This is a genomic window from Methylobacterium sp., assembly GCF_028290105.1.
In the GTDB taxonomy this organism is placed as follows: Bacteria; Pseudomonadota; Alphaproteobacteria; order Rhizobiales; family Beijerinckiaceae; genus Methylobacterium.
In genome coordinates, this window is the sequence record NZ_JAQGKL010000010.1 from 1 (window position 1) to 24,327 (window position 24,327).

Genomic DNA, 24,327 nt, shown 5'->3' on the forward strand with positions numbered 1-24,327 from the left:
ATTTCGAGACGATCTACTCGCGTCCCTGCCGGGTCTTCGTGCCTTTGCGATGTCGCTCGTCGGTAATTCAACCCGCGCGGATGATCTCGTGCAGGAGACACTCCTGAAGGCTTGGGCGAGCCAACATCGGTTCCTGCCTGGCACGAACCTCATGGCTTGGCTGTTCACGATCCTGCGCAACCAGTTCTACACCGAGTGCCGCAAGGCCAAGCGCGAGGTTGAGGATGCCGATGGTGCTGAGGCTGCCAAGATCATCACGCTCCCCTCGCAGGAGCACGGGATCGAACTGCAGAAGGTTTGGACCCTCCTTGAGAAGCTTCCGCCCGCACAGCGTGAAGCTCTGCTGCTCGTGGCGGGCCAGGGCCTGACCTACGAGGCTGCGGCCAATCTCCTCGGCACCCAGACCGGCACCATGAAGAGCCGGGTCAGCCGGGCACGAGCCTTTCTGTCTGAGTCGCTTAAGATGGCTGGAGACCGCGCCTCTGCCTGAGAGGGAGCCCAGTAGTCACCGTCATGCAACCCTTAGGTCGTGTTCCGCGTAGACGCGGTCATGGTCAAGAGGGTCACCTACAGCATCATCGATCAGCCGGATGGGCGCTTCGACGTCGTCGTGCTCCTCGGCGCGACGTCGCTCTTCGCGCGCGAGGGGCTGATGACCCTTGCGGAGGCCGAGGAGGAGGTCGAGTGCCTGCGTGCGCTGATGGCGGCTTGCGGGGCTCCTGTGGTTCAGGCGATCGGTTCGGATGACGGGCCGAGCGTGCTGGAGGGCACTCAAGACGGCGGCGCCGCCCAACCTGCGCAGTGCGTTAAGTGGCCGGGACAAGCGCGCACAAAATGAGACGTCTCACTGGGTCGATTGAGTACCGTCGTGATGGTCGGTGTTCCGTCATCCGCCAGGACGGTCATCATCAAGCGCCGCCATGTTGCTGGCATCACGAAAGTGCCCCGGCCGAAGGCTCGACTCTCTTGCTGGTCACGGAGCCTTGCATTCCATCAGGCCTGCAGCCTCGACGACACTGAGTGCTCGGCGGCGGACCTCCAAAGGCACGCTCGGCTTCTCAGCGACTAAACCAGCTTCGCGTTTGAGTGTCTGATCACAGCTACAGGCTCGGTAGCCAGCCGTGTCGTAGCAAGCATCGTGGTGCATGCAGGCGGCGTCCAGGGCATCCGTCGGGGGCAGCCCCTCGCCGCGTTGGCCTGCACCGCAATAATTGCCGTGGAACAACTCCTTGCCTGTGAGCACGTTCGCTAAGTCACCGCGTGGGAGTGATGCCTCTTCGGCCTGACCGCCGGGGTTCAGATCGTTGGCAGGACCACCAGCCTTGGATGCGGAGCCGCGCAAGGTCTTGGGGATCGACGAGCGAGAGCCAGGTTCATTCGATGCCTCCCCGGTCCGGGAGTTCGGGTCGGTGAGATCGGGTAGAGGCGGAGGCGGCCCTGGTACCGCCTCCTCGATCTCTGTCGAGGAAGGGCTCTCCTGAAGAGGCTGCCCAAAGGCTGAAGGTGCTGCCAGTGCAAGGCACAAGAGCAGCATGGGGCGAAGGCGAGCGTTCACGCATAAGCTCCTGGCGTAAGCGGGGCTAAGAAACGCCAGCGTGACCGAAGCCGTTCCGAACGGCGGCGGGACGAGGACACGAACCGCTTCGCTCTTCTTAGAAGAAGATTCGGCTTCTGGCTTCTGCTGCGAATGCGCTACCCCAATTGCTGTTGCTTGGTGTTCTCAGCCGGCGAAACGTACTCCCATTTCGTTCTGCTTGCGCTAAGCGACGTTGACGGCATGTTGCTCGCCACCCCCTCCGACAACCAAAGCGAAGACGTCGGGAGTACCGATCACGCTCGCAATTTTGAGCCGCGACCCGAAAGCAGATCGATCGCGGATCGTGCAATCGATCATTCCTCCACTATCGAGCACAGTCGTCCCGGCTAAGGAAAACGCGGTGGCGAGGTTCTGTTCATTCAGAAGCCGGAAGGTTGGCTTGTACCGCTCGTCCTGTGGCTCCTCGGCGATCAACCATCCTCCTTGATTTTCGTTCAGGAAGAGAGGCGAGCTCCCCCGTCCGCCTCTTCCTCCGTCGGCAGCTCACAGCGGTTGTGAATGTCGGTTGCGGCTATCGCGCCATGCCCCATCGCGACAACAACTTGATCCAGGCCGCGAACGACCCCTCCCGCAGCATAGAGCCCTGATACTGTCGTGCGATTGTGCTCATCGACGCTCAGCGCGCCGGTTTCGTCGTGTTGAGCCCCGAGGGTAATAGCCAATTCGGAACGGAGCTTCAGTCCCAAGGCCGAATAGAGAACCTCGAAGTGATACTCTCGGCCGCCTATCGTGCGCAGAACGGTGATGCGATCATCCTCGACACCGAGTTCCTGCACGGGTTCATGAACCACCTTGATGCCGTACTTCTCGACACGCGCACGCTCAGCCGCATCAAGTTCCATGCCCTGGCCCAGTGTCAGCAGCGTCACGTCCTGAGAGTAGGTGCGGGCCACGAAGACGGCTTCGCCTAGGCCCCGGTCTCCATAGCCGATCACCGCGATGCGTTTGCCCTTCGCCTCATAGCCGTCGCAGATTGGGCAATACCGCACGAGCCCCTGTCGGACGGCATCTGCCAAGTCGGGGAGGTCCGGTTCGATATCGTCCGCGCCGGTGGCGAGCAGGACGCGTCGTGCCTGGACCTTGTGGCACGGCCCACCTCTCGTCCCATCCTCAATCGTGGCGGTAAAGCCACCCTCGGCCTTGCTCAGTCCCTTCACGGTGCCTCGCATGATCCGCACCCCGTAGCGGGCGACATGTTGGCGCTGGCGGTTCAGGATCTCTTTGCCGGAGATTCCGTCAGCAAACACGGGAATGTTGTGGCTTGTCGGGATCCAGGAGGCACGAGGCTCGCCGGCGTCGACAACCATGAAGCGTCGGCCAAAGCGGGCCAAGTAGAGAGCAGCGGTCAGGCCCGCTGGGCCTCCACCGATGATGAGGCAGTCGAGTGCTTCTTCCTGCACGGCGGGCCAGGACACGGTTTTCACCTCTTCGGTTCAGCAAGACGCCCCTCGAAACGACCGTTTTTGGCTCGGCGAGGTTCCGCCTGGCTGCGGCCTGAGCTTCCAGTCTGGAACACATTGTACCAAGGGGCAGTTCAGGCCTCCACGCAGACAGCATCCCGACGCAAGGTAAGCAAACGTGCTCCCGACCAGTTCTCGACTTCGTTTCCTTATAGCCGAGAGCGAACCGCCTGAATCGCGGGAAAGCCGCCGCCAGAGCGTCGGCCGTTCCTCAGGGGAGACTTATGTCGACGCCCTGCGAGGCTTGGCAACGGGAGCCGAGTGTCACCGGATTGAGCCAGCGGATGCAAATGCAACACTTCCTGCAGAAGCATCTCCTGCGAGCTATGACGGCGTTTTCCTAACGGGCTTACCTCTACACCTCTATCAGGAAACACCTGAGACACGGCGCACGTCGAGTTCATTCGGTCGGTGTTTGCCTCAGGCGTGCCTTCCTTCGGCTCCTGCGCAGAGCTCCAGGTCGCCACAGTTGCTGCGGGAGAACGGTTCGCCACAGCGCGCACGGATGCGAGGCTGCTTTTGCCCGACGGATCACACTGACGGAGGCAGGACGCACCCATCCGCTTTTGGCCCGCTCCTCCGCCTGTGATGCATCGCCGGTGCACACGGACGAGGTTGAGAGCTTACCAGAGGGCGCTACGCTTCTTGCCGGCAATTGGGTCACTGCCGTGCAGGCCGCAGAGATCCGTTACGATGGTCGAGTCTTCTGGGAGTGCAGAACCACCCGAAGGTCGCGCTCGACGAGATTGCTGGGGCTCTGCGTCGCCAAGCCAAAGGGCTGCTTGAGGCAGGGCGTGTTCGAACCAGAAGCGAGGTGGACGTCTATGCTGATGATTTGGACGCGCTCCATCGCGAACCTGGACGTCGAGACATCGCTCGGCGTCTGGGTTTCGATGAGCAAGTGACCGACGAAGCTAGATGGCTGCCAGAACTGCTAAAATCGATCGCAGCGCTCGTTGAGCCGCATGGAGCCCCACGAGTATTAGCCAGGCCGTCCTCATTACCGCCTGGAAAGAATTGGAGATTGAAGAGATTTATTTCTACAGCTTAAGGCTTCATCATCATCGAAGTGGGCCTCTCGATCTGGACAGGTCGGGTTCGGTTCAGCCTCATGTTTGCCTTCGTCACCTGTCAGTGATCTGGCACGGTTGACGCCGCGCCCGATGTATCGGTGCCGGACCGTTGTCGATCAAATCCCAAATAGCCGAGCCAGACTGACCGCATGTCGCTGCGTCCTCCTTTCCCCCACCCCGCCTTCCTCTCGGGTGGTGGGCACATGGGTGCGCAGATGCGAGCTCATGATTGGTCCGGCTCGTCGATGGGCTGGCCCGAGACTTGGCCCCAGTGGCTACGCTCGGCCGTGAGCCTGATGCTGGGTTCCAAGTTCCCGATGTTCGTGGCCTCGGGGCCCGACCTCGGCTTCCTCTACAACGACGCCTATGCCGAGATCCTCGGCGACAAGCATCCGGCTGCTCTCGGGCAACGGTTCCAGGACATCTGGTCCGAGATCTGGTCCGATCTCTTGCCCTTGGTCGACACCGCCATGGCAGGTGAGGCGACCTGGGCGGAAAACCTACCGCTCATGATGCACCGGCGCGGCTACGATGAGATGACCTACTTCACCTTCTCGTACTCGCCCGTGCGTGACGATGCCGGCGCGGTTAAGGGGATGTGCTGCATCTGCACGGAGACGACGGCCAAGGTTCAGGCCGAGGAAGCCCTTCGCGCTAGCGAGGCCCGGGCCTCCGGCGTGCTGGAGGGCATGACCGAGGGGTTCATGCTTCTCGATCGCAACTTTATCACCCTGCAGATCAACGCGGAAGGTTTGCGCCTCGAGGGTCGTCCCGCGAGTGAGATCGTGGGCCGCTCGCACTGGGACGCCTATCCGGGCTCCGAGCACCTGCCCGTCGGCCAGCTCTACAAGGAGGTCATGCGGGAACGCGTTCCGGGGATGCTGGAGCACCGTTACGTCTGGCCGGACGGCCATGACGCCTGGCTGGAGGTGCGAGCCTACCCATCGCTCGACGGTGTGGCCGTCTTCTATCGAGACGTGAGCGAGCGCCGGAATCGTGAGGAAGCCTTGCGCGAGGCCGAGGCGCGCCTGCGCCGCGCTCAGGAGGCGGGTGGCGTCGGCCTGTTCACGGTCTATGTCGCCGATAACACGCTGCGACCCTCACCAGAATTCTGTCGGCTCTACGGCCTTCCGGAGCGCGACAGCTATCCGTCGACGGCCTTCGAAGAATTGGTCGTCCCCGAGGATGCTCACTTGGTCTCGACGGCGGTGACCCGGTCGAGTGGCGAGCCGCCTCGCGACGTCGCCTACCGGATCCGGCGCGCGGACACGGGCGAGTTGCGCTGGATTGCACGAAAAGGGGAGATCGAAACCGACGAGCATGGACGGCCCAAGCGCTTCTCGGGCGCCGCACGCGACATCACCGAGCAGCGCGCGGCACAGGAAGCGTTGCGCGAGAGCGAGGACCACTTCCGGCACGCGGTCGAGCTGAACCCGCAGGTGCCCTGGACGGCCGACCCGCAGGGCAACATCACTTCCTACTCGACACGCTGGCTCGACCTGACCGGCCAGGCGCCCGACGAGCCGCTCGGCGCAGGCTGGATCAAGGCCCTTCATCCCGACGACGTGCCGCCCACCCTCGACAGGTTCGCGGCCGCGCTCGGCTCGGGCGAGCCGGTGGACGTGGATTACCGGATCAACGTCGGCGGGCGCGGGGAATACCGCTGGATGCGGGCTCGTGCTTATCCGCGCCGTGACGCGCTCGGTGCGGTCATGCGCTGGTACGGCGTCGTGGAGGACATCCACGACCGCCGCCTCGCCGAGGCGCATTTACGGGCGAGCGAGGACCAGTTCCGCGTCATGGCCCAGACCGTCCCCAACCAGGTGTGGGCGGGGCGTCCAGACGGTTATCTCTATTGGTTCAACGAGCAGGTCTATGCCTACAGCGGCGCCGAGTCCGGTACCTTGGACGGCGTGACCGGGTGGACCCGCATCATTTATCCCGACGATGTGCCCAGTGCGGCCGAGGCTTGGTCTCGCTCGCTCGCAACGGGCGAGGTCTACGAAACCGAGTTCCGCGTCCGGCGGACGGACGGGGTGTATCGCTGGTTTCTGGTGCGCGCCGAACCGGTCCGTTCCGCGGATGGGTCCATCGCCCGGTGGGTCGGAACCAACACCGACATCGACGAGCGCCGCCGCCACGCCGAAGAGCTGGCGACCTTGAATGCCACCCTGGAAAAGCGGGTGGCGCACCGGACGAAGGAACTGATGGTGGTGGAGGAGGCGCTCCGGCAATCGCAGAAGATGGAGGTGGTCGGACAACTGACCGGCGGCTTGGCGCACGACTTCAACAACCTGCTCGCTGGCATTTCGGGCAGCCTGGAGCTTCTCCAGACCCGGATGGCCCAGGGGCGTTTGACCGACCTCGACCGCTACATCAACGCCGCTCAGGGCGCCTCGAAGCGGGCCGCGGCCCTGACCCACAGACTCCTGGCCTTCTCACGCCGCCAGACTTTGGATCCGAAGCCCACCAACGTGAATGCCCTCGTTGCCGGGATGGAGGAACTCGTCCGCCGCACCGTCGGACCTGCCATCCACGTAGAGGTGGTCGGCGCTTCCGGGCTGTGGCCTGCGCTGGTCGACCCGCCCCAGCTTGAGAACGCCCTGCTCAATCTCTGCATCAACGCCCGCGACGCGATGCCGCATGGTGGCCGCATCACCATCGAGACGGCCTACAAGTGGCTCGACGAGCGGGGCGCGAAGGACCGTGACCTACCACCCGGACAGTACCTGTCGCTCTGCGTCTCGGACACTGGCACGGGCATGACGCCCGAGGTGATCGAGCGTGCCTTCGATCCGTTCTTCACCACCAAGCCCATCGGACAAGGTACCGGGCTCGGCCTCTCGATGATCTACGGCTTCGTGCGGCAGTCGGGCGGCCAGGTCCGGATCTACTCGGAGGTCGGCGAGGGCACGACGATGTGCCTCTACCTGCCGCGTCATTACGGCGAGGCCGAGGAGGCTGGCCTCATGGCCTCCCTCAGCGACGCGCCACGCGCCGAGCAGGGACAGACCGTGCTCGTCGTCGACGACGAGCCCACCGTCCGCATGCTTGTGACCGAAGTGTTGGAGGATCTCGGCTACACCGCCATTGAGGCGGCGGACGGCCCGGCGGCGCTTAATATCCTTCGTTCGAACGTGCGCATCGACCTGCTGGTCACCGACGTCGGCCTGCCCGGTGGCATGAACGGCCGGCAGGTGGCGGATGCGGCCAGGGTCAGTAGACCAAGGCTCAAGGTACTCTTCATCACCGGCTACGCCGAAAACGCCGTCGTCGGCAACGGTCACCTCGACCCCGGCATGGCGGTCCTGACGAAGCCGTTCGTCATGGAGGCTCTCGCCTCCCGCATCAGGGAACTGATAGCCACGACTGAGAGGCTGTTTTAAACCGCCCGCGAGTCGAGCGGCCTGTTTGAGCATGAGGCAGACGAAAGCGACGATGTGGAGATCTGCGAGCGTACTGGGTACCGCTCGATATCCTTGACCAGACGGCGAAAGCGCGTCGCCCGGGCAAAGGAGCGTTCCACCGGGAGAGCGGCGCGGACGACCTGAAACGCGATACCGCGTGCTCGCGCAGTCTTGGACCGCTCATCTTCCGTGTAGCCCTGATCAACATAGGCGAGATCGCCGCCGCCACCGGTGGCGGCCTGAACGGCCTCGGCCAGACGCCCGACCTGGGCGCGGGCATCGGCATTGTCCGGCGTGATGTGCAGCGCGAGGAGGTGGCCCAGCGTGTCGACCGCGAAGTGGACCTTTGAGCCTCAGGCAGACATCCTGTTCATGCCGTGGCCTGCCTACGACGGCACGACCATCACGCTCCGACAGGGCCAAAGCCGTCGAAACGGCAGGGCCGGCCCGCTGCTGACCATTCCCTTGCACAGCCGCGCTCCGGCATATGCTGGACGGCATGGAGCGGGTGTCTCCACTGATTCTGACCACAAAAACGGGCCAGGCGTTCAAGAAGCGGTATTTCGCTGAGATGTGGGAGCAGGCCTCCAAGCGAGTTGGGCTCGACACAGTAATACTGCCCAGCCTCGACGAGCCCGTCTCGCTCCACTTTCACGATCCGCGTGGAACGACCGTCACGCTTCTTTCAGAGGCGGCTGCAACCCTCGGCAGATCGCAACCATCATCGGCCACTCGCTCAAAACGGTGCCCGTGATCGTGGATCGCTACCTGCCCGAACACGGGCTCTGGCGGACCAAGCTATCTTAAAATGGGAGGACTCACCGCGAACAGAGTTTGCAAACCAACGGCAAACTACCGCTTCCGCAGTCAAGGCATGGAAAGACCAATTCCATGCAGTACAACAAGAAGACTGGCGCGCCCGAAAGGATTCGAACCTCGGACCCCCAGATTCGTCGTCTGGTGCTCTATCCAGCTGAGCTACGGGCGCCTGCGACCGGGGGGCTCGTCGTTGCCGCCCCGGTGTGAGCGGGTGTTTAGAGGCTCCCTTTTGCCCTGGCAACCCTGGCCGGACAAGTTTTTCGCACCCGCGGGATTTGCCGGCTTTGTGGAAGCGACCGCTCGTGAGGATCGATCGAGGGGCGGTTTTTCTCGAGTTTTCCAGGTGGCCGGTGGAAACGTCATTGCCTGCTGGATCTTGGACAAAGCGTGGCGGCAAAAAGATTTATCGTACGAGGAGATCAGGATTGTGGAACGGCCGCAAGTCAGTGTCGGGCCTGTTGCTGGTAGAAATCGGTCTGCGGCAACGCACAATTTGGAAGAATCTGCCTTGACGTCATGGCGCATGCATGACGCTGCGCTGGCTTGTCTTTCGAGGCGGCTGGTTCAGCGAGGCCGTATTGGAACGCTTTGCGGCCTCGCGGAATTGAGAGGGACTTCCGATCGTCGAAGATCCAACAAGGAGAATGCCGTGAAACGCTCCCTGACCACCCTCGCCCTCCTCTCTCTCCTCGGCGCGAGCCCGGCCTTCGCCCAGACCACCGTGACCGGCACCCCGGCGGCCCCCGACGCGAAGTCCAGCGCCAAGTCTGGCGGCCAGGAAGCGGTGACCCGGGCCAACACCGACAAGCCCGACGCCGCGAAGCCCGCGACCGCCAAGGCCGCTTCGAATGCCAAGCTCGAGGAAGGCGCCAACAGCTTCACCGAGGCGCAGACCCAACACCGCTTGGCCGAGGCCGGTTACAAGGACGTCAAGGGCCTCACCAAGGACGCCAAGGGCATCTGGCGCGGCGACGCGGTGCTCGATGGCAAGCCCGTGAAGGTCGGCGTCGACTTCAAGGGCAACGTCGCCGCGCAGTGACGGTCGTCCACGCCGATCCGACGCGCATCGCCGCGATTGATTCGCCAACAGGAGATTTTCCCATGGCCCAGCAGACCATCACCGCCCTCTACGACGATTACGACGCCGCGAGCACGGCCGTCTCGAAGCTCGAGGCCGCCGGTGTCGCGCATGGCGACATCAGCATCGTGAGCAGCAACGAGGGCGACCGGCATGCCGGCCGCCTCCAGACGACCACGGACGTGAGTGGTCACGGCGATCACGACACCACCGAGAAGGCCTCCACGGGCGCGGGCACCGGTGCCACGGTCGGGACGGTCCTGGGCGGCGCGGCCGGCCTGCTGACCGGCCTCGGTCTCCTCGCCATTCCGGGCGTCGGCCCAGTGGTGGCGGCGGGCTGGCTCGTGGCGACCCTGACGGGGGCCGGCATCGGTGCCGCCGCCGGCGGTCTGGCCGGTGGCCTCACGGGCGCGGGCTTGAGCGAGGCCGATGCCCACACCTACAGCGAGGGCGTGCGCCGGGGCGGCACCCTGGTGACGGTGCGGGCCGATCAGGCGCATGCCAGCCGGGTGATGGACATCCTGGAGGAGCACGGCTCGATCGACGTCGACGAGCGGGCGCAGAACTGGCGTGCCCAGGGCTGGACGGCGCCGCATGCGGCCGCCGCGACCTCGCCGGATGCGCTCCCGGGCAACGCCCTGGGCGGTGGCGTCGAGGGACGCAATCGCGTGCGCGCCTACCCGACCACCCCGGTCTGATCCAGGCGACCAACCATCCTCGGCATTCGAGGATGGGATGATTTTTCGGACGATGAGCCCCAGGACCCGCACGGTCCCGGGGCTTTTTGTTGTCTGAGGGGTTGTGAACGCTTCACGGTCCTACGGACCGGCAAGACAAACTGGCAAGATCCGGCAACCGACGTTCGACCGCGTCGGCGGTCCATCTCGACGGCGAGTGGAATGGCCAAGACCCGGGCCGGCAATGCTCGCACCGAGAGGCAGAACGTAACGGGACGCCGGATCGGTCTGCCGCAGATGACCCTTCCGGCAGAAAAACCTCCGGTGGCTCGGCCAGCGACGGAGGAGAAAAGGTGGGTCCCGGAGCCGAAGCTCCGGGTTCTGTTTCGACGGTTACCCTACCGCAAGATGCTTACGCCGCGAGGCGGGCATCCATGACAACGTTATCGTTGGCATTTAGAGTTTTGGCCAAATGCCCGAAACAGGGGTTGCCTGCGTCGAACCGGTCGAGTCCTTACCGACAGTCGCATCGTCCTGCACCGAAATGCACGCGAACTCGCGATCCCTTTACCGCCCAGTCGATCCTATTTCGCCCCCATCAGAAGCCCAACTGCACAGGGCCGATGGGCTCATGGTGGAGGCGCCGGAGTACTGCCCTCCGGGTCCTGAAACGTTATTACGAACCGGTCATCAACCGCATCCCAGATATAGGCGAAACCGGCCCCGTGGTCCAGCCTGCGCGTTATCCCGTCGCATCGCCCAGCGCCGCGAACCAGGCGGCGTAGGGGGTGTTGCGGGCCATGTGCCGGTTGAAATCGGGGGTGCCGTCCGCCCACCACACCGGGCCGCGCTCGCCGAGCCCATGCTTGGCGGCGTCCACGGCGGAGCGGGCCTCACGGAGGGCGGCGGCATCGTCCGCGGCCTTGGCGGCCTTGACCGCGCGACGGGCATCCATCAGCGCCGAGACCAGCGCCGCGCGGCGGGCGGGTTCGAGGTCGGGCCGTGTCCGGCGCCAGAGCCGACCGCGCACCACGATGTAGCGCCCGTCCGGTGTCTCCAGCGGGGCGGACGCGCTATCCGGCCGAGCGGCCACGCCGATGGGCCTGTTCCTCGATCAGCGCTTCCACGGCCGCGATCGTGTTCTCGAGGTCGGCCACGCGCCGCAGCATGCTGTCGGGCGGCAGCATGTCGATCCGCGCCGCCTCGACGATGAGCGTGCGCTGAGCATCCTTGAGGCGGTCGAGGAGGGTTTGGAGGTCTGACATCCTTCGGCTTTAGCGGATGCCCGCCCCGCCCCGCAATGCGCCTTCGCCCGACGCCGCAATCTTGGCCGGGGCGAACGCCGGTCGGGAGGGCGCGCAGGTGAAGCGCGCTCTGCTTCGAAGGGACCCGTTCGGAGGGGATCCGCTCGGTCCCGCCCCCGGCGAAGCCGCCCGGGCCAGGAACGCGCGACCGGTCCCGCCCGTTGGCCGTGTGGCCATTCCCGGCGCGGCGACGGATTCGTCTCGATGCTTCTCGTCCTGCTCTCCCTCGTCCTTCTCGCCACGCTGGCGCTGATCGTGGTGCGGCGGCGCTACATCGGACGATTGACCTCGTTCGCGACCCTGATCGCCGCGATCATGCTGATGATCTGGATGCAGGATGCGGGGCTGCTGCCGGGGACGAAGGGACCGCTCGGCGACAGCCGCCCCCGCACCAGCCTCGACTCCCCGTAAGCGGCGAGGTCACCGTGCCGAGCCCCTGTCACCGGAACATGCGTTGTTCCGATGGCATGGACCGTTCCGGCTCATCGTGCGTTCTCAGCACGGCCCGAGCACGTGTCTTGCTCGGGAGCCAGGCCCGATCGGGTCGTCCGGAGGCTGACGAGCCGGGCGGCACCGGGCTGGTGGCGATCGAAGGGTTGAGGGGTCATGGCGAAAATCCTGCTGGTGGAAGATCACGAGGAGATCTGGGACTTCCTGTCCCGCCGGCTGAAGCGGCGCGGCTACGATGTCATCCTGGCGCATGACGGCGAGTCCGGCGTGCAGCAGGCGCGCACGGGACGTCCGGACGTCATCCTCCTCGACATGAACCTGCCGATCCTCGACGGCTGGTCGGCGGCGCGCGTGCTGAAATCCGGCAGCGACACGCAGGGCATCCCGATCATCGCGCTCACCGCGCACGCCATGTCGGGCGACCGCGACAAGGCGATCCAGGCGGGCTGCGACGACTACCACCCCAAGCCCGTGGATTTCTCCAAGCTCCTGACCCAGATCAGCGCCGCCGTGGGTCCCCAGGCGCCCGCCGTCGCCTGAACGCGGCGGCACGGCCGCCGACCGTCGACCCTGACATCCGACCCCTCGCGCCCGCCCGGTCCGTATTCGTCGGGCGCCAGCGTCGCTCACCCTGACGAGACCCGAAGCGTACCATGAGCGACGATCCCATCACCGCCCGCCTGCTCCGGCAGGCGATGCCGGTCTTCACGGCCCTGGCATCCTGCCTCCTCGTCATCACCATCGCGGCGGCGCTCTATCTCGGGCGCGACATCTTCGTGCCGGTGACGCTGGCGATCCTCCTCAGCTTCGTCCTCGTGCCGGGCGTTCGCCTCCTGCGACGCATCCGGGTGCCGCGCGCGATCGCCGTCCTCGCCGTCGTGCTCACGGCCTTCGGTGCGTTGCTCGGGGTCGCCCTCCTCATCGCCAACGAGGCGGCGCAACTCGCCTCCGACCTGCCGCGCTACCAGGTGACGATGCGCGAGAAGATCGCCTCGCTGAAGGAGGCGACGGCGGGAAGCGGCACGCTGTCCCGCATGGTCGACATGGTGCAGGACCTCGGCTCGGAGCTTCAGCCCGACCCGAAGGCCGCCGTGCCCGAAGGCACCGCGGGCAGCGTCGCCCACCCGCTCCACGTGCAGATCGCGGCGGAGAAGGCGGGGTTGCTCGGCACGCTCGGCGCGGTCGCGGGTCCGATCCTGCATCCCCTCGCCACCACGGGCCTGATCCTCATCTTCACGATCTTCATCCTGCTGCAGCGGGAAGACCTGCGGAACCGCGCGATCCGGCTCGCGGGCTCGGGCGACCTGCGCCGGACGACGGCGGCCATCGACGATGCGGTGGCCCGCCTCAGCCGGTTCTTCCTCGCCCAACTCATCCTCAACATCGCCTTCGGCGTCGTGATCGGCGTCGGTCTCTGGTGGATCGGCGTGCCGAACCCGATCCTGTTCGGGGTCCTGGCCGCGATCATGCGCTTCGTGCCCTATATCGGCGCGGCGATCAGCGCCCTGCTGCCCCTCATCGTGGCGGCGGCCGTCGATCCGGGCTGGAGCATGGTGATCGCCACCGCGCTCCTCTTCGTGGTGGTCGAGCCCATCGCGGGCCACGTGGTCGAGCCCCTGCTCTACGGCCATTCCACCGGCCTCTCCCCCATCGCGGTGATCCTGGCCGCCACCCTCTGGGCCTTCCTGTGGGGCCCGATCGGCCTCGTGCTCGCGACCCCGATCACCGTCTGCCTCGTGGTGCTGGGACGCCATATCGAGCGGCTCTGGTACCTCGACGTGATCCTGGGCGACCGCCCGGCCCTGTCGCCTCCGGAGATCTTCTACCAGCGCATGCTGGCGGGCGATCCCGAGGAGGCCATCGACCAGGGCCGGATGTTCCTGAAGGCGCGCGCCCTCGTCACCTATTACGACGAGGTCGTGCTGGCGGGCCTCCTGATGGCGCAGGAGGATCTCTCGCGCGGCACCCTCGACCGGACGCGCCAGGACGAGGTCGGAACCGCCTTGCGGACGGTGGTCGCCCGCCTCGAGACCGTTCCGGCGGGGCGCAGGCCGGGATCCGGCAGCAGCGCGGGCAATTCCGAGACCTCGGCGGCCTTTGACGCCATCGGGCCCGACCGGCAGGTCGCCGCCGTTGTGATGCGCCCTGCCGACCTCCCGCCGCGCTGGCAGGCAGCCAAGCCCGTGCTCTGCGTGTCGAGCCGGGGCCCCTTCGACGAGGCGGCGACCCTGATGCTCGGCCAGATCCTGGGCCGGCACGGCCTCGCCGCCGAGGTGATGTCGATGGCGGACCTGCGCCGGGGCGAGAGGCCGGCGGATCTGCCCGGCATCGCCCTCGTGTGCTTCTCCTATCTGGAGCCCGTCAGCCTGTCGCAGATCCGGCTCAACGTGCGCCAGGCGCGCCAGGCGATCCCGGGGGTGCGGGTGCTGGTCGGGTTCTGGCGCGAGCGCGATCCGGCCTCGATCGACCGGCTGCGCCGGACCCTCTCGGCGGACGTGCTGGTGACCTCCCTGAACGGGGCCCTCGACGCGGCCCTGACCTTCGCCAAGCGGGCGTGAGGCGGGGCCGGCGGGCCCGGGTCATTTGACTTCCCCCGGGGCTTGACCCACTTCTCCCCCGCGTCGACCCCCTTTTTGAACGGGTGGTGGTGCCGCCCGCACAATCCTCCACCGATCGTTGCTGTGGGTCAGGCTCTGACGAGAGGCTAGAATCCGCACATGAAAGTCGTCGTCGTCGAGTCGCCGGCCAAGGCCAAGACGATCAACAAGTACTTGGGCCGCGACTACGAGGTTCTCGCCTCGTTCGGCCATATCCGCGACCTTCCCGCCAAGGATGGCTCCGTCGACCCGGAAGCGGACTTCCACATGCTGTGGGAGCTCGACGACCGGGGTTCGAAGCGCGTCTCCGACATCGTCAAGGCGCTGAAGGGGGCCGACGGGCTCATCCTCGCGACCGATCCGGATCGCGAGGGCGAGGCGATCTCCTGGCACGTTGTCGAGGCGCTGACCGCCCGGCGCGCCCTCAAGGGCATTCCGGTGGAGCGCGTCACCTTCAACGCCATCACGAAGTCGGCGGTGGAGACCGCCATGCGCCAGCCCCGGCAGATCGACCAGGCCCTGGTCGACGCCTATCTGGCCCGGCGGGCGCTCGACTACCTCGTCGGCTTCAACCTCTCGCCGGTGCTGTGGCGCAAGCTTCCGGGCGCGCGCTCGGCGGGCCGCGTGCAGTCCGTGGCCCTGCGCCTCGTCTGCGAGCGCGAGCGCGAGATCGAGGTGTTCAAGCCGCGCGAGTACTGGTCGCTGGTGGCGACCCTCGTGACGGACACCGGCGCGACCTTCGAGGCCCGGCTCACGGGCGCCGACGGCAAGAAGATCCAGCGCCTCGATGTCGGCACCGGCGACGAGGCGGCCGCCTTCAAGCGCGACCTCGAACTCGCCACCTTCTCGGTCGCCAGCGTCGAGGCCAAGCCCGCCAAGCGCCATCCCGCGCCGCCCTTCACGACGTCCACGCTGCAGCAGGAGGCCTCGCGAAAACTCGGGATGGCGCCGGCCCAGACCATGCGCGCCGCCCAGAAGCTCTACGAGGGCGTCGAGATCGACGGCGAGACGGTGGGCCTGATCACCTACATGCGGACCGACGGCGTCGACATGGCGCCGGAGGCGATCGCCGATGTCCGCAGCGTGATCGGACGCGAATACGGCGAGCGCTACCTGCCGGGTGCCCCGCGTAAATACAGCGTCAAGGCGAAGAACGCCCAGGAAGCGCACGAGGCCGTGCGCCCCACCGACATGAGCCGCCTGCCGAAGGCGGTCGCCCGCACCGTCGATGCCGAGCAGGCCAAGCTCTACGAGCTGATCTGGACCCGCACCGTCGCGAGCCAGATGGAATCGGCCGAACTCGAGCGCACCACCGTGGACGTCGTCGCCCAGGTCGGCCCGCGCAAGCTGGAGCTGCGCGCCACCGGCCAGGTGGTGAAGTTCGACGGCTTCCTCACCCTCTACCAGGAGGGCAAGGACGACGAGGAGGACGAGGACGGCAGGCGCCTGCCGCCGATGAACGCCGGCGACCCGCTGAAGCGCGAGCGCATCGCCTCGTCCCAGCACTTCACCGAGCCGCCGCCGCGCTATTCCGAGGCGAGCCTCGTCAAGCGCATGGAGGAACTCGGCATCGGCCGGCCGTCCACCTACGCCGCCGTGCTCCAGACCCTGCGCGACCGCGAATACGTGCGCATCGACAAGAAGCGGCTGGTGGCCGAGGACAAAGGCCGCCTGGTGACAGGCTTCCTCGAGAGTTTCTTCAAGCGCTACGTCGAGTACGACTTCACCGCCGATCTCGAGACGCAGCTCGACCGCGTCTCGAATGCCGAGATCGATTGGCGCGAGGTCCTGCGCGATTTCTGGCGCGATTTCTCCGCCGCGATCTCCGGCACCAAGGAGCTGCGGGTCACGGAGGTGCTCGACGCCCTCAACGACCTCCTCGGCGCCCACATCTTCCCGCAGAAGGCGGACGGCTCGAACCCCCGCACCTGTCCGACCTGCGGCGCGGGACAGCTCTCGCTCAAGCTCGGCAAGTTCGGCGCCTTCGTGGGCTGCTCGAACTACCCCGAGTGCAAGTATACCCGCCAGCTCGCCGCCTCCAGCGTCGAGGGCGACGGCGAGGGCACCTCCGAGAACGGCGGCCAGCCCGGCACGCGGGTGCTCGGCAACGATCCGGTGAGCGGCCTGCCCGTGACGATCCGGGACGGCCGCTTCGGGCCCTTCGTCCAGCTCGGCGAGGCCTCGGCCGAGAAGGATGCAGCGAAGCCCAAGCGTTCCTCGATCCCGAAGGGCTTGAGCCCCTCGGACGTCGACCTGGAAAAGGCCCTGAAACTGCTCTCGCTGCCCCGCGAGGTGGCGAAGCATCCCGAGACGGGCGAGCCGATCCTGGCCAATCTCGGCCGCTTCGGGCCTTACGTGCAGCACGGCAAGATGTACGCGAATCTCGGCCGCGACGACGACGTGCTGGAGATCGGCGCCAACCGGGCCATCGACATCATCGTGGCCAAGGAGCAGGGCGGCGGCCGGCGCGGGCCGGCCTCCGATCCGGGCCGGCCGCTCGGCGAGCACCCGGAGACGGGCAAGCCCATCGTGGTGAAATCGGGCAAGTACGGCCCCTACGTCACCGACGGCACCACCAACGCCACCCTGCCCAAGACCATGGCGGCCGAGGCGGTGGATTTGCCCCAGGCGCTCGAACTGATCGCCGCCCGCGAGGCGGCGGGCGGCGGCAAGAAGAAGGCGCCGGCACGCAAGGCGGCGAGCACGAAGAAGGCGCCGGCCAAGAAAGCGCCTGTCAAGAAGGCTGCAGCCAAAGCTGAGGTGGCGGACGGGGACGCCGCTCCCGCCAAGGCGGCCGGCAAGCCCACTGCCAAGAAGGCTCCGGCGACAAGCGTGGCCGGCACGGCCGCTGCCGGCAAGCCGGCCGCTGCGGCGCGCAAGAAGGCGTAGAACGCCGCGCGTCACGGCTGAGGGCGTATTCGACGAGAGCGCTGCGGTTTCACGCGAGGCCGCAGCGTTCTCGCGGCTTCGGCCGTGGCAATGCATCCAAGGATATCTATAGGTGGATATATTATAGCTTAGGGTTGTCTGCCCGACTGGCGCGCCATCCCCTGCGTTGTGATCGCCTGGCGCCCCGAAATCCACGCGTCGTTAGCAATTGCTTATGCGGTTGTATCGAACATTCCGGGCATGAGATTCCTGTCCCGAAAGCCGGCCGGTTCGCCCGTCGTGGCGCTCGTGCCCGAGCCTGCCGTGCTCCCGCTGGGCGCCCCGCCTGCCCCGCCGCCGCTGGCGGTGAACGGCGAGGTGCTGGATGCCATCGAGAGCGATGTCCTGAAGGCCATCGGCAATGTCGGCGCCTCGATCGCGGCGACGCGCACGGAGGTCGTTGACATGCAGGCGGGGCTCGCCGCCATCCGCGCCCGGATGAGCCATCTCGCCGACGCAGCCGAAGCGGCCAGTGCCGCAAGCGCCGGGTTCACCGAGCGGACCGAGGGGCTCTCCACGGTCTCGACGCGCATCACCGATGCGATGCAGGAGGCGTCGGGTCATCTCGATGAGGCCGGCCATCGCGGCGCCGAGGCCCGTGCGCTGATCGGCGCCCTGGCGGCGGCGGGCAACGAGATCGCCAGCATCGTCGACACCATCTCGGCGGTGGCCCGGCAGACCAACCTGCTGGCGCTGAACGCCACCATCGAGGCGGCGCGGGCCGGTGAAGCCGGGCGCGGCTTCGTGGTGGTGGCGGCCGAGGTGAAGGCGCTCGCCATCGAGACCGCGCGGGCGGCCGATGACGTGCGCGCCCGGATCAGCCGCCTGCGCGACGGCGCCACCGCTTCCAGCGCGGCCATCGGTGCGGCGGCGGAGGCCATCGAGGCGGCGCGGCCCGCCTTCGGCACCGTGCGGGGCATCGTCGACCAGCAGGTCGGCATCGTCACGCATGTCGTCTCGGAGGCGACGCGGGCGGCGTCGCTGGTGGCCGACGTGAGCACCGGCGCTGGCGAGACCAGCGCCGCCACGGTCGCCCTCGACCGGCGGGCTGAGGCCATGGAGAGCGCGGCCGCGCAGGCCGCCGACGAGGCGGCCGGCCTCGGGCGTCGCTTCGTCGCGGTGATCCGCCAGAACGAGATCGGCGACCGGCGCCGGGCCGACCGTTACCCGGCCGACCTCGCCGTGACGCTCGGGGGCGGCGCACGCACCCGCACCATCGACATCAGCGAGGGCGGCCTCCTGCTGGCGCGACCCGAGACCGGCCCCGAGATCCCGGCGGGCGACCTCCTCGATCTCGACATCGCGGCGATCGGCTCCGTGCGGGCCCGCGTCGCGGCGGCGAGTTCGATGGGCCTGCACTGCGCCTTCGAGGGGCTCAGGCCGGAGGCCGGCGCGAAGCTCGCCCTGAAGCTCGGTGAGATCCAGGCGGACTACGCCCCCCTCGTCGCCCGGGCACAGGGGCTCGCCGCCACGATCGGCGCCCTGCTGGAAGCCGGGCTCGCCGCCGGGCGGCTCTCGGCCGCGCAACTGTTCGACACGGATTACGTAGCAATTTCCGGCACCGATCCCCGCCAGTTCACGACCCGCTCGGTCGAGGCCCTGGAGGCCCTGCTGCGCACGGTTCTCGAGGCGCCGCTCGCGGAGGATTCCACGATGATGTTCTGCATCGTGGCGGACCGGAACGGCTACGTGCCGGTCCACAACCTGGCGGTGTCGCAGCCGCAGCGGCCCGCCGACCCGGTCTGGAACAACGCCAACAGCCGCAACCGGCGCATCTTCGACGACCGCACCGGTATCACCGCCGCGCGTTCCACGCGCCCGGCCACGGTCCAGGTCTATCGCCGCGAGGTCGGCGACCGGATCATCATGGTGCGCGAGGTCGATGCGCCGATCCGCGTCCAGGGGCGTCATTGGGGCGCCTGCCGCACCGCGTATCGGTTCTGAAGGCGCGTCTGTCACACCGGTGCCATGCGGGCGCGATACGGGGACAGGTTGTCACCGCCATGCCACCGGACCCGAGATTCATGACCGAACCGACGCGAACCCGCTCGCAGGCGGCGGAGGCCAGTGAGGATGTCGGCTCGAATGCCAGCGCCAACCCGACCTTCGGCGACGTGGTGGCGGCCCGTTTCGACCGGCGTGACCTGCTGCGCGGGCTGCTCGGGGTCGGCGCCATTGCGGCGGTGGTGACCCCGCGCGCCCTGGCCGCCGTTGGGGCGCAGGCCGCGCCCGGGCAAGGCACCCTCGGCCAAGCGGGCGCCACCCCGTTTCCGTTCGCGGAGCTCGAGGCCGGATCGGACGGGCATCATCACGTCGCACCGGGGCACGATGCCGAGATCCTGATCCGCTGGGGTGACCCCGTGCTGCCCGGTGCGCCGGCCTTCGACCCGCATAACCAGTCGGCCGCCGCGCAAAGCCGGCAATTCGGCTACAACAACGATTTCGTGGGCTACTTCCCGATGCCGGGCGCGGCCGATCCGGCGGCGCACGGCCTGCTCGTGGTCAACCACGAATACACCAACGAGGAGCTGATGTTCCCCGGCCTCGGCCGCCAGGACATCCCGTCGGCCGCCTTCGCGGGCATGACCCGCGACCTCGTGGAGATCGAGATGGCGGCCCATGGCGGCTCGGTGATCGAGATCCGCCGCACGGACGGCACGTGGGCGGTGGTGCCCGATTCGAAATACGCCCGTCGCATCACGGCCCAGACGCCGATGGTGCTGACGGGCCCGGCCGCCGGCACCGACCGCGTGAAAACCGCCGCAGACCCCACGGGACGGTCGTCGCTCGGCATGGTCGGCAACTGCGCCGGCGGCACGACCCCCTGGGGGACTTGGCTGACCTGCGAGGAAAACATCAACTACTACTTCTCCGGCGTCCTGCCGAAGGACTCACCCGAGGCCGTGAACCACAAGCGCTTCAACCTGCCGGGCAACGCCTATGCGTGGGGCCGCTTCCACCAGCGCTTCGATGTCGGGCACGAGCCCCGCGAGCCCAACCGCTTCGGCTGGGTGGTGGAGATCGATCCGTTCGACCCGACGAGCGTCCCGAAGAAGCGCACCGCCCTCGGCCGCTTCAAGCACGAGGGCGCCGCTGGCATCGTCGCCCGCGGCGGCCAATACGTGATCTACCAGGGCGACGACGAGCGCTTCGACTACGTCTACAAGTTCGTGACCAGCGGACGCGCCGATAGCGGCGACCGCGACCTCCTCGATTCCGGCACGCTGCACGTGGCCCGCTTCGATGCGGACGGGCGCGGCACCTGGCTGCCCCTGGTCTTCGGCGAAGGGCCGCTGACGCCCGAGAACGGATTTGCGTCCCAAGCCGACGTGGTCCTCGGCGCCCGGCTCGCCGCCGACCGGCTCGGGGCCACCAAGATGGACCGGCCCGAGGATGTCGAGGCGAACCCGAAGACCGGCAAGGTCTACGTGATGCTCACCAACAACGGGAAGCGCAAGGCCGACCAGGTCGACGCCGCCAACCCGCGCGCCGACAACCGCTTCGGCCACATCGTCGAACTCACCCCCGACGAGGGCGACCACGCCGCCCGGGGCTTTGCCTGGGAGATCCTGGTCCGCTGTGGCGATCCGAGCATCGCGGCGGTGGGTGCCACCTTCTCGTCGGCCACCACCCGGAACGGCTGGTTCGGCATGCCGGACAATTGCTCCGTCGACGGGCTCGGCCGCCTCTGGGTCGCCACCGACGGCAATGCGCCCTCGCGCACCGGACGCAACGACGGCATCTGGGCCATGGAGACGGAGGGCGCGGGACGCGGTACGGGCAAGCACTTCTTCCGCGTGCCATCGGGCGCCGAGATGTGCGGGCCCTATTTCACCCCCGACGACACCACGTTCTTCGTCGCCGTCCAGCACCCCGGCGAGGCCGACGAGGAGGACCCGAAGGCGGCCCCCGCCACCTTCGAGGCCCCCACCACCCGCTGGCCCGACTTCGACGACGCGATGCCGCCGCGCCCGGCGATCGTGACGATCACCCGGCGGGGTGGCGGGCGCGTGGGCACCTGAGGCGCGTTCCGCCCCGCTTTCCGCCCCGTCAGAACCTTCGCGACACCGTCAGGCCTTCTTAACCAGCCCCATACCATGTCATGGGGTGGTACGCGCTGTGCGGCGGGTGGCGTCACCCCCTACCCCGCAGTGCGAGAACCTCTTTCTGTTTCCGGTTTGTTCCGGTATGATCAGAGGATGAAGGCGAATGCTGCACGGTCTCCCTCTGCGATCCGGTCCGCGAAGCCCGCGACCGCACCACTTCCCGCTCGGAGCGCTCCGGTGAGCGACCCCGCGCGTGACCTTTTCGCAGGCGGCAAGGCGCCCCTGCCGAAGCCCGCCGAGCGGCGCAAGCTCGACGCCGCCGTCGCTCCGCTCAGCGCCGTCCCTTCGGCGGAGGCCGGCTATGACGCCTCCGACATCGAGGTGCTGGAGGGGCTGGAGCCGGTGCGCCGCCGCCCCGGCATGTATATCGGCGGCACCGACGAGCGGGCGCTGCACCACCTCTTCGCCGAGGTGATCGACAATTCCATGGACGAGGCGGTGGCGGGACATGCCAGCTTCATCGAGGTGGAACTGGAAGAGAGCGGCCACCTCGTCGTCACCGACAACGGCCGCGGCATCCCCGTGGACCCCCACCCGAAATATCCGAACAAGTCGGCGCTGGAGGTCATCATGACCATCCTGCACGCGGGCGGGAAGTTCGATTCGAAGATCTACGAGACCTCTGGAGGCCTGCACGGCGTCGGCATCTCCGTGGTCAACGCCCTCTCGGACGAACTCGAAGTCGAGGTCGCCCGCAGCCAGACCCTCTATCGCCAGACCTTTTCGCGCGGACACGTGCAGGGGCCGCTTCAGACGGTGGGCCGGGTGCAGAACCGGCGCGGCACGCGGGTGCGCTTCCATCCCGATCCCCAGATCTTCGGCGCCCTGAAGTTCGACCCGCGCCGCCTCTTCAAGATGGCGCGTTCCAAGGCCTACCTGTTTGGCGGCGTCGAGATCCGCTGGCGCTGCGCGCCCGCCCTCATCGAAGGCATGGACGATGTGCCGGCCGAGACCGTGCACCGCTTCCCCGGGGGCCTGCGCGACTATCTCGCCCGGGATCTCGAGGGCAAGGAACTCGTCACCGACAGCATTTTTTCGGGAAAGATCACCAAACAGGGAGGGCATGGCTCGCTCGAATGGGCGGTCGCCTGGATGGTCACGGACGACGGCGTCTCGGCGTCCTACTGCAACACGATCCCGACCGCCGAGGGTGGCACCCACGAGAGCGGCCTGCGCGTCGCCCTCCTGCGGGCCCTGCGCGAACACGCCGAGCGCGTGAACCAGGCCAAGCGCATGACAGCGGTCACCACCGACGACGTCATGGCGACCTGCGCCTCGATGCTCTCGGTGTTCATCCGCGAGCCCGAATTCCAGGGTCAGACCAAGGACAAGCTCGCCACGGTGGAGGCCTCGCGCATCGTCGAGACCGCGATCCGCGATGCCTTCGACCATTGGCTCGCCGCCTCCCCGGCCCAGGCCAACAAGCTCCTCGACTGGGTCATCGACCGGGCCGAGGAGCGTCTGCGCCGACGCCAGGAAAAGGAGGTCGCGCGCAAATCCGCCACCCGCAAACTGCGCCTGCCGGGCAAGCTCGCCGATTGCTCCAAGGCCGGCATGGCCGGTTCCGAGATCTTCATCGTCGAGGGCGATTCGGCCGGTGGCTCGGCCAAGCAGGCCCGCGACCGCGCCAGTCAGGCGATCCTGCCGTTGCGCGGCAAGATCCTCAACGTGGCCTCGGCGAGCCGGGACAAGCTCGGCGCCAACCAGCTCATCTCCGACCTGACCCAGGCGCTGGGCTGCGGCACCGGAAACAGCTTCCGGCTGGAGGAGCTTCGCTACGAGAAGGTCATCATCATGACCGACGCCGACGTCGATGGCGCCCACATCGCCTCGCTGCTCATCACCTTCTTCTACCGGCAGATGCCCAAGCTCATCGACCGGGGCCACCTCTACCTCGCGATTCCTCCGCTCTACCGCCTGACCCACGGCGCCAAGACGGCCTATGCCCGCGACGACGCCGACAAGGAGCGCGTGATCAAGACCGTGTTCAAGGGCGCCAAGGTCGAGATCGGCCGGTTCAAGGGCCTCGGCGAGATGATGCCGGCGCAGCTCAAGGAGACCACGATGGACCCCAAGAAGCGCACGCTCCTGCGGGTCGAGGTCCTGGAGGAGGCCCGCGCCTCCACGGGCGACGCGGTCGAGCGGCTGATGGGCAACAAGCCGGAAGCCCGCTTCACCTTCATCTCCGAGCGCGCCGCCTTCGCGGACGGAGCGGAACTCGACATCTGACACGCCCGAGCCCGCGCGGGGCCGGGGCGGGCACCGCGCGGGCTCGGCGGGAGATGAGGCGCATCCGGAGGCGTGGCTTCTTCGAGGGATCGACGAAAGAAGCCCGGCCGCGAGGCGGCCGGGCTTCTTTTTGACGTCACGCCTTCTCGCGCGACCGGGTCGGCCGCGCGAGAGGACTGGTGTTCGGCCTAGTAGGAGCCGAACTTGTAGTTCACGCCGGCGCGGACGACGACGAACTCGTCGGAGCGACGGTTGTTGTAGCCGGCGGTGGCGGTCGCGTAGTTGGTGTTGACGCGGTAGGTCTGGCCGGTGGAGTTCGAGTAGGCGAACACGCCGTTGTTGGCGTTGTCGCGGTCGAGGTTCACGTACAGGCCTTCGATCTTGAAGGTCACGGCCGAGGACTTGAAGAAGTTCAGGAACGAGTCGGTGGGGAGCGCGTACTCGATGCCGCCGCCGGCGGTCCAGCCGGTGCGGAAGTCGTTGCGGCTGCTGTTGGGCAGGCCAAAATCGGAGCCGCCGCCGCCGCCGTAGGCGAAGCCGCCGGTGCCGTACACGAGGGTGCGGTCGAAGGCGTAGCCGAGGCGGCCGCGCACGGTGCCGAA

17 protein-coding genes, 1 tRNA gene, 1 other RNA gene and 2 pseudogenes are annotated in these 24,327 nt (G+C 67.3%); 12 read left to right on the plus strand and 9 right to left on the minus strand.

The features are described 5' to 3' along the window. Together JWQ05_RS00630 and JWQ05_RS00635 are read left to right on the plus strand one after the other, a co-directional pair. Window positions 1–490 (plus strand): sigma-70 family RNA polymerase sigma factor (locus JWQ05_RS00630; RefSeq protein ID WP_299652904.1); only part of this gene is annotated, 490 nt, incomplete at its 5' end. 60 nt (window positions 491–550) lie between these two features. Further along, window positions 551–838, plus strand: a complete 288-nt coding sequence (locus JWQ05_RS00635; protein WP_299652905.1) for a hypothetical protein — start codon at window positions 551–553, stop codon at window positions 836–838. 135 nt (window positions 839–973) lie between these two features. Here JWQ05_RS00635 and JWQ05_RS00640 read toward each other — a convergent pair whose 3' ends face one another. The 3 genes from JWQ05_RS00640 to JWQ05_RS00650 all read right to left on the minus strand — a co-directional run bounded on the left by JWQ05_RS00640 (window position 974) and on the right by JWQ05_RS00650 (window position 3,012). Beyond that, window positions 974–1,534, minus strand: coding sequence for a phospholipase A2 family protein (locus JWQ05_RS00640; protein ID WP_299652934.1), 561 nt, complete (start codon window positions 1,532–1,534; stop codon window positions 974–976). A 225-nt stretch (window positions 1,535–1,759) separates the two neighbouring features. Next, a complete protein-coding gene (locus JWQ05_RS00645) occupies window positions 1,760–2,011 on the minus strand; it encodes a hypothetical protein (RefSeq protein ID WP_299652907.1) in 252 nt (83 codons plus the stop codon). Between the two features lie 20 nt (window positions 2,012–2,031). Beyond that, window positions 2,032–3,012, minus strand: a complete 981-nt coding sequence (locus tag JWQ05_RS00650; RefSeq protein WP_299652909.1) for an NAD(P)/FAD-dependent oxidoreductase — start codon at window positions 3,010–3,012, stop codon at window positions 2,032–2,034. A 1,267-nt stretch (window positions 3,013–4,279) separates the two neighbouring features. Here JWQ05_RS00650 and JWQ05_RS00655 point away from each other — a divergent pair. Next, on the plus strand, window positions 4,280–7,516 hold the full coding sequence (locus tag JWQ05_RS00655; RefSeq protein ID WP_299652911.1) for a PAS domain-containing sensor histidine kinase: 3,237 nt from the start codon (window positions 4,280–4,282) through the stop codon (window positions 7,514–7,516). A gap of 9 nt (window positions 7,517–7,525) precedes the next feature. Here the strand turns inward: JWQ05_RS00655 and JWQ05_RS00660 are convergent. After that, window positions 7,526–7,890 (minus strand): annotated as a pseudogene (locus JWQ05_RS00660) (transposase); the annotation flags it as partial. A 558-nt stretch (window positions 7,891–8,448) separates the two neighbouring features. Further along, a tRNA-Arg gene (locus tag JWQ05_RS00665) sits at window positions 8,449–8,525 on the minus strand. 480 nt (window positions 8,526–9,005) lie between these two features. On the opposite strand from JWQ05_RS00665, the gene JWQ05_RS00670 reads away from it, so the two are divergent. Together JWQ05_RS00670 and JWQ05_RS00675 are read left to right on the plus strand one after the other, a co-directional pair. After that, window positions 9,006–9,395, plus strand: coding sequence for a hypothetical protein (locus JWQ05_RS00670; protein ID WP_299652913.1), 390 nt, complete (start codon window positions 9,006–9,008; stop codon window positions 9,393–9,395). Window positions 9,396–9,457: 62 nt separating this feature from the next. After that, complete coding sequence (locus JWQ05_RS00675) at window positions 9,458–10,132, plus strand: hypothetical protein (protein WP_299652915.1); 675 nt, start codon at window positions 9,458–9,460, stop codon at window positions 10,130–10,132. 349 nt (window positions 10,133–10,481) lie between these two features. Here JWQ05_RS00675 and ssrA read toward each other — a convergent pair. The 3 genes from ssrA to JWQ05_RS00690 all read right to left on the minus strand — a co-directional run bounded on the left by ssrA (window position 10,482) and on the right by JWQ05_RS00690 (window position 11,376). Beyond that, window positions 10,482–10,848, minus strand: a transfer-messenger RNA (tmRNA) gene (gene ssrA / locus JWQ05_RS00680). A 5-nt stretch (window positions 10,849–10,853) separates the two neighbouring features. After that, window positions 10,854–11,204 carry a hypothetical protein gene (locus JWQ05_RS00685; RefSeq protein WP_299652917.1) on the minus strand — a complete coding sequence of 117 codons (351 nt, stop codon included), beginning with the start codon at window positions 11,202–11,204 and terminating at the stop codon, window positions 10,854–10,856. Then, window positions 11,185–11,376: a hypothetical protein gene (locus JWQ05_RS00690; RefSeq protein WP_299652919.1), complete on the minus strand. Its 192-nt coding sequence runs from the start codon at window positions 11,374–11,376 to the stop codon at window positions 11,185–11,187. Before JWQ05_RS00690 ends, JWQ05_RS00685 begins: the two co-directional genes overlap by 20 nt. Window positions 11,377–11,619: 243 nt before the next feature. Between JWQ05_RS00690 and JWQ05_RS00695 the strand changes: the two genes are divergently transcribed. From JWQ05_RS00695 to parE, 7 genes are all read left to right on the plus strand, one after another. Further along, window positions 11,620–11,826: a hypothetical protein gene (locus JWQ05_RS00695; RefSeq protein ID WP_299652920.1), complete on the plus strand. Its 207-nt coding sequence runs from the start codon at window positions 11,620–11,622 to the stop codon at window positions 11,824–11,826. A 195-nt stretch (window positions 11,827–12,021) separates the two neighbouring features. Next, the gene (locus JWQ05_RS00700) at window positions 12,022–12,405 is read left to right on the plus strand and encodes a response regulator (RefSeq protein ID WP_299652922.1); all 384 of its coding nucleotides are present in this window, start codon (window positions 12,022–12,024) and stop codon (window positions 12,403–12,405) included. A 113-nt stretch (window positions 12,406–12,518) separates the two neighbouring features. Next, on the plus strand, window positions 12,519–14,423 hold the full coding sequence (locus JWQ05_RS00705) for an AI-2E family transporter (protein ID WP_299652924.1): 1,905 nt from the start codon (window positions 12,519–12,521) through the stop codon (window positions 14,421–14,423). A 159-nt stretch (window positions 14,424–14,582) separates the two neighbouring features. Beyond that, entirely contained in the window at window positions 14,583–17,351 is a 2,769-nt protein-coding gene (topA, locus tag JWQ05_RS00710; RefSeq protein WP_299652926.1) for a type I DNA topoisomerase, read from the plus strand. 240 nt (window positions 17,352–17,591) lie between these two features. Beyond that, the gene (locus JWQ05_RS00715; RefSeq protein WP_299652928.1) at window positions 17,592–19,334 is read left to right on the plus strand and encodes a methyl-accepting chemotaxis protein; all 1,743 of its coding nucleotides are present in this window, start codon (window positions 17,592–17,594) and stop codon (window positions 19,332–19,334) included. Between the two features lie 80 nt (window positions 19,335–19,414). Beyond that, complete coding sequence (locus JWQ05_RS00720; protein WP_299652930.1) at window positions 19,415–21,412, plus strand: PhoX family phosphatase; 1,998 nt, start codon at window positions 19,415–19,417, stop codon at window positions 21,410–21,412. 261 nt (window positions 21,413–21,673) lie between these two features. After that, window positions 21,674–23,725: a DNA topoisomerase IV subunit B gene (gene parE / locus JWQ05_RS00725; protein WP_299652932.1), complete on the plus strand. Its 2,052-nt coding sequence runs from the start codon at window positions 21,674–21,676 to the stop codon at window positions 23,723–23,725. A gap of 188 nt (window positions 23,726–23,913) precedes the next feature. Here parE and JWQ05_RS00730 read toward each other — a convergent pair. Further along, window positions 23,914–24,327, minus strand: a pseudogene (locus JWQ05_RS00730) (porin family protein); the annotation flags it as partial.